This window comes from Lonsdalea britannica, assembly GCF_946477055.1.
In the GTDB taxonomy this organism is placed as follows: Bacteria; Pseudomonadota; Gammaproteobacteria; order Enterobacterales; family Enterobacteriaceae; genus Lonsdalea; species Lonsdalea britannica_A.
In genome coordinates, this window is sequence record NZ_CAMKXG010000201.1 from 1 (window position 1) to 6,549 (window position 6,549).

Genomic DNA, 6,549 nt, shown 5'->3' on the forward strand with positions numbered 1-6,549 from the left:
TGACCCGCTTCGGTGATGTTGATGGTGTTATCACCGGTGACATTATCAATAGTGATACTGGCTTCCGGTGCAATAAGGTCAACGATGTAACCGCGATCGGCGGTTGCCGTAGTCAGGTTGCCCGCATCATCGGTGGTAATGACTTCAGCATGGATCTGCGAATTATCAGCCAGCGTGCTGCCCGCGACATCCACGCTCCAGACGTTGTTGCCATCGTCATCGTCAACCACAGAAGTTCTGTAGGTGTTTCCACCGATAGTCACCGTGACGGTGTCGCCGATTTTCACTTCACCGCCGACACGGCCGGTGATGGTCTGCGTCTCGCCAGATTCCGCCAAATTAACGCGGTCGTCAGACGTGATCGGGTCGATGGTGATCGTCGCTTCCGGCGCCAGAGTATCAACCGTTACGGAACCTTGAGAACCCTGACCGGGGTTACCGGCGTTATCCGTATAGCTTCCGTCAGGCACGGTGACGGACACCGGACCTTCGTAGTCGCTTTCCGGCGTCAAAATCGCAACCCAGTGAGTCGGATCGTTAGGGTCCGGAGTCAGGCCGGTAATAGTGCCATGATCAACGGTGATATCCGTCAGGTCGAAATCTTTAGGCGTTTCCGAAAATTTGAACTCGACCTTTCCATCTTCTGCGAAGGAAATGACGAGCGCAGGAGCCGTTGTATCGGCAGAAGCCGCTTCAGAAGAAGAATCAGTCGGCAAATCTGAACTGAGACGGCCGCCGGAAGTGTCTTCGGAAGAAACATCTGATGCAGAAGTTAGCGTTCCGGTCTCGTAACCAGAAGTCGGATCCACCACGTTGCCTGTCAGGTCCAGTACGACGTTCTCACGATGACCGCCGCCCTCGCCGGCTTCACCAATGTCAGTACTGGCTTGGTTGCCTGCAGCGGTAGCCTCAAGTGACTGCGTCGGGTCCAGACCCTTCGCGATAGCCTCCTGAACGTCAGCGACATCTTGTGTCTCTGCCGCACGATGCTCTGTGGTCGTCCCCATGTTCTGAGACTCGCTCCACTGGCTATCGCGTCCCAAATCCAGAGTCCGTCCATCCGGCAGTGAAATTGAAACGGCGCCAGCATTGCCTGTGGCCACTTGCTCGCCGCGATAGATATGGTCGCCAGCAGATACCTGACGTTGAGTACCATCCTGCGCTACGACAAATACTTGTCCGATAACAAACTTGATGGTACCGATAACGCTACTCACAATAGCATCTCCTCAATATTTTCGATGGAAACCATCGAATGAAAAAACCGATTAAATTTATATGTAAAGCCTCTTTATAACTCAGGCTTTAAAGGATGATTTCAATCTCTTGTTATTACTTTATTATTGCACCTGAAAGTATTTAGCTGACGTCAATGACTTGACTCAGCCCCTAATATAATAAAAAATTTGGAACATTCTTACCAAAAATTTTACTCGATTAGAGCAAAGAATTTGCGGTAATGCGCCAATTTTTTCGATAAGCGGCTAATGGATTGACAGCTATCATTTATTTAATGGATTGTTAGTTCCTTTAGTCATTATTGAAAAAGAAATAACTCATTATTAATGGCATTCAGGAAAAAGCGTTATATGAAGCGTAAAAATCCATTTGTTTCTTTACTTTTATTAATCACGGTTTCCCCTATTTCATTTGCAGATACGTTAAAAGATGCAATTGAAAACACGCTAAATACTCACCCTGAAATAAGTGCGGCAAGTAACAGTCGCCATTCAGCGGAGAGTAATGTGCGTGCCGCCCAGGGGGGCTATCTACCGAGTATTTCTCTTAACGCCGGTATCGGTAAAGAGAACCTCGACACCCCTTCCACTCGCGCTCAGAACAGTAACAACGACATTCTTACGCGTCGAGAAACATCAATCAACCTTAGTCAGAGGGTCTTTGACGGTTTCGAGACGTCGAATACCGTTGCTCAGCAAAAAGCGACCGTCAATTCCAGAGCTTACAAAACGCTGAATACCAGCGAGGCTCGCGCGCTCGATGCAGTCCAGGCCTACCTCGACGTATTGCAGCGTCACGAATTTTTGCGTCTGGCTGAGGAAAACCTGAGCACGAACCAACGCATTTACGATCAAATTAAACTGCGCTCCGAACAGGGAGTGGGCCGTCTTGCCGACCTGGAACAGGCCGAAGCCCGTGTCGCGCAGGCGCGTAACAATGTGCTGACCGAACAAACCAACCTGACCGATGCGGAAAGTAACTATTTCAGCGTCGTAGGTAAAGAGCCCGTCGGCCTGCAGCTCCCGAGCAACGATTTGCTGAACGTTCCCGCCACGCTGGTCGATGCGAAGCGCGTCATGGTGGCGAATAGCCCGATTCTGAAGTCTGCCGAGTCGGATATCGAAGCGACCAGAAAGCAGTACGAAGCTCAAAAATCCGGTTTCTATCCCAAATTCAACGTTGAGCTTGCCCGCACGTTAGACGAAAATGTCGACGGTACGCGCGGTAAATACAACGAATGGCAAGCCATGCTACGTATGCGCTATAACTTATATGAAGGCGGCAGTACCAAAGCGACGCTGGAATCGAAAGCTTTCCAGGTCAAAGAAGCGGAAGATGTTCGTAACAACACGTTGCGTCAGCTGAATGAAGAGTTGCGTCTTTCCTGGTCCGCGATGAATAATGCGCGCCAGCAGCTGCCTATCGCACAAGAATATGCAGAACGCAGCCGCCGCGTGCGCGACGCCTACCAGAAGCAATTTAGTCTGGGCGAACGCACCCTGCTGGACGTGCTGGATAGTGAAAACGAACGCTTTACCGCACAACGCAGAATGGTTGAGATTCGTTTCCTGTCGCTGTACAGCCAATATCGACTGAAAGCCCGTATGGGCGACCTATTGAACAGCCTGTCTATTCCTGCGCCATCCGCAGGTCAGAGCCTGAGCGCTGTCAATACGCAGGTAGATCTGCCTGACTTACAATAATGTTTCAGTCAGCCTATGCCTTTTCCGTCCGCGGAAAAGGCATTCTTAGTTAAGGAATGTTTGGTTAATGATGCCACAGCATGAACAACCACCAGGCAGCACCGACGCCGCTGCCGCTTCCGTAAACCACGATCCTCGCAATCGTCACGATGACCCCCTGCTTGATAGCCTGTTGATCCTTTGCAAACTTCAGGGCAAAACCGCCAGCCGTACCACGCTGACCGCCGGATTGCCGCTCGCAGAGCAAAGACTGACTGTTGAACTGTTGCCGCGTGCCGCGGCGCGGGCAGGACTGCAGGCCCGCGTACTGAAACGACCGCTGAATGCGATCTCCGGTATGTCGCTGCCCGCGATGCTGCTGATGCGAGAAGGCCGTTCCGCCATTCTGCTAGGTTGGAACAGTGACGGCAGCGCTCGAATCATGCCCAGCGAAACCGAGGGCGGCGAGATTGTCGTCGAACACAGTACCTTGCAGCAAAACTATTTGGGACTAGTGATGTTCGCGCAGCCTCGACATTCGTTCGATCTGCAGCAAACCTCGTTGATCCCGCGTACAAAATCCTGGTTCAAGGACACGCTGAAGCTGTCCCGCTTCCTGTATATGGACGCGATTCTCGCCAGCCTGCTCATCAACATCATCGCGCTCGCCACTCCCTTGTTCGTGATGAACGTTTATGACCGCGTGGTGCCCAACCAGGCGACGTCAACGCTATGGGTCCTCGCCCTCGGCGTCAGCGGCGCTTTCTTTTTTGATCTGATATTGCGAACACTCCGCAGTATCTGTCTGGATATCGCGGGTAAAAAAACCGACCTTATCCTTTCCGCCACGCTGTTTGAACGCATCACCGGCATGGCGATGAAAGCGCGCCCCGCCCGCGTCGGCAGCTTCGCGCAGAATATTCATGAATTTCAGCTGCTGCGGGACTTTCTGTCCTCGTTGACGCTGACCACGCTGATCGATTTTCCCTTTACGCTGCTGCTGTTGCTGGTCATTGGCATCATCGGCGGCCCGCTGGTGTGGATCCCTATCCTCGCCTTCCCGCTGGCGTTGCTGGTGAGCTGGGCGCTGCAAAAACCGCTGACCTCGACGATTGAAAAATCGCTGCATCTGGCGAGCGAACGTCAGGCGACGTTGATCGAAACGCTGACCGGGCTTGATGCAATTAAGGTCAATAACGCGGAAAGCGAGCGTCAGCATCAGTGGGAGCAAACAATCGGCAGCCTCAGCCGTCTGGAAATGCGCGCGAAAACGCTCTCCTCTCTGGCGGTCAATCTGACACAGTGGTTCCAGCAGCTCGCGGGCGTCATCATGATCGTCGTCGGCGTTTATCTGCTGATCGACGGCAAACTGAGTATGGGTGCGCTCATCGCCTGCTACATGCTCAACGGACGCGCCTTGATTCCGCTGGGACAGATCTCCGGTCTGGTCACCCGCTATCAGCAGGCCAAACTGACGATGGTGACAACCGAGCAAATGATGGAGCTGCCGCAGGAGCGCAAGGAAGACGAGCGCCCGCTGAAACGCGAAAGCATCATCGGCGGCATTGAGTTTCGCGATGTCACCTTCAATTACCCGGAACAGAAGATGCGTTCCCTGTCGAACATCAACCTGACGATTCAGCCAGGTGAGAAAGTCGGCATCATTGGACGGACCGGGTCAGGCAAAAGCTCGCTGGAAAAATTACTCGTCAACCTCTACCAACCGACCAGCGGTAATCTGCTGATCGATGGGGTCGACTCGCGGCAGTTGGACGTCAGCGATCTGCGCCATAACATCGGTTATGTTCCGCAGGATATCCAGCTGTTCAGCGGCTCTCTGCGCGATAACCTGATTTGCGGCGCACGCTATGTGGAAGACGAAGCCATGCTGCGCGCGGCCGACATCGCTGGCGTCAGCGAGTTCGCCCGACTTCATCCCGACGGGTATAACCTGCAGGTCGGCGAGCGAGGTTTACAGCTTTCGGGCGGCCAACGTCAGGCCGTAGCCATTGCACGAGCGCTGTTGCTGGAGCCGCCGATTCTGGTCATGGATGAACCTACCAGCGCGATGGATAACAGCAACGAAGATCGCCTCAAACAGGCACTGCAGTCCGCATTGATCAACAAGACGCTGCTACTGGTGACGCACCGCGTATCCATGCTGTCGCTGGTTGACCGCCTGGTCATTATGGATAAAGGCCGCATTATTGCCGACGGTCCGAAAGCCATCGTGATGGATGCATTAAAGAAGGGGCAGATCAATGCGTCTCGTTGAAAGCACTAAAAAAATACTGGCCTATTTTCAGGCCTCTCGTAAAAACAGTGACGCGCAGACCATGCCCGAAGTCAGCCAGGCCATGGTGGAGGATGCGCCCCGCATCATTCGCGTCACCCTGTGGGTGATTCTGGGCTGTATCGGCTTTTTCCTGCTGTGGGCCGCTTTCGCCGAAATCGACGAGGTGACACACGGCGAAGGGAAAGCGATTCCTTCGACCCGACTGCAGAAAATTCAGAACCTCGAGGGTGGTATCGTCAGCGAGATCTTCGTGCATGAAGGGCAGATCGTTAAGGCAGGCGAACCGCTGTTGCGTTTGGACGACACCCGTTTTGCCTCCAACGTCGGTGAAACCGAGGCGGACAGACTGTCTCTGATCGCCCGCATCGCGCGTCTGAATGCTGAAATCAACGACACGCCGTTCACGCTGCCCGCCGAGGTGGAAAAGCAGGCTCCCACTGTCGCGACCGGCGAGCGAGATCTCTATAACAACCGCAAGCGACAGTTCAACAACGAAATTTCCGGCCTGAAAGAGCAGTTGGTGCAACGACGCCAAGAACTGCGTGATTATGTTTCACGACAAGAGCAGTACCGCAACAGCCTGAGCTTGCTGCAGCAAGAAATCAGAATGTCCGAGCCGTTGATTAAAGAAGGCGCTATCTCGAAGGTCGAAATTCTTCGTCTGCGTCGTTCAGAGGTCGAAACTCGCGGCCAAATGGATTCGGTATCACTGTCGATTCCACGCGCCGAGGCGGCATTAAAGGAAATCGATAACAAAATCGAAGAGACTCACGGCCGCTATAAAAGCGAAGCCCTGTCGCAGTTGAACGAAGCGCAGACCAATCTCAACAAGATTGCGGCAACGGGCAAGGCGCTGGAAGACCGAGTCAACCGTACGTTGGTAGTGTCTCCCGTCCGCGGCATCGTGCAGCAGATTCTGGTAAATACAATCGGCGGCGTGATTCAGCCGGGCAACGATCTGGTTGAAATCGTACCGTTGGACGACAGCCTGCTGATTGAAGCCCGCATTCGTCCGCAGGACATTGCCTTTTTGCATCCCGGTCAGCAGGCAGTGATCAAATTTACCGCCTACGACTACACCATTTATGGCGGATTGAAAGGACAACTCGAGCAAATCAGCCCGGATACCGTGACGGATAAAGAGGGGCACAGCTATTATGTGATCCGCCTGCGTACCGAGAAAAATCATCTGGGCAACGAAGACAAACCGCTGCTGGTGATCCCGGGTATGGTCGCGACCGTCGATATCATGACCGGTAAGAAAACCATACTGCGTTATCTGCTCAAACCCATCCTGCGCGCTAAAGCTGAAGCCCTGCGGGAGAGGTAATC

The 6,549-nt window shown here is 53.4% G+C and carries 4 protein-coding genes; 3 read left to right on the forward strand and 1 reads right to left on the reverse strand.

Features of this window, described 5'->3' with window-relative positions; all coding sequences use genetic code 11:
- Window positions 1–1,217 (reverse strand): retention module-containing protein (locus Q7O77_RS12940; RefSeq protein WP_304167969.1); only part of this gene is annotated, 1,217 nt, incomplete at its 3' end.
- A 372-nt stretch (window positions 1,218–1,589) separates the two neighbouring features.
- On the opposite strand from Q7O77_RS12940, the gene Q7O77_RS12945 reads away from it, so the two are divergent.
- From Q7O77_RS12945 to Q7O77_RS12955, 3 genes are all read left to right on the forward strand, one after another.
- Window positions 1,590–2,942, forward strand: a complete 1,353-nt coding sequence (locus Q7O77_RS12945) for a TolC family outer membrane protein (protein ID WP_304167972.1) — start codon at window positions 1,590–1,592, stop codon at window positions 2,940–2,942.
- A 70-nt stretch (window positions 2,943–3,012) separates the two neighbouring features.
- Window positions 3,013–5,196, forward strand: coding sequence for a type I secretion system permease/ATPase (locus Q7O77_RS12950; protein WP_304167978.1), 2,184 nt, complete (start codon window positions 3,013–3,015; stop codon window positions 5,194–5,196).
- Window positions 5,183–6,547 (forward strand): HlyD family type I secretion periplasmic adaptor subunit, encoded by a 1,365-nt coding sequence (locus Q7O77_RS12955; protein WP_304167975.1) that lies wholly within the window; start codon window positions 5,183–5,185, stop codon window positions 6,545–6,547. Before Q7O77_RS12950 ends, Q7O77_RS12955 begins: the two co-directional genes overlap by 14 nt.
- Window positions 6,548–6,549: the final 2 nt, after the last annotated feature.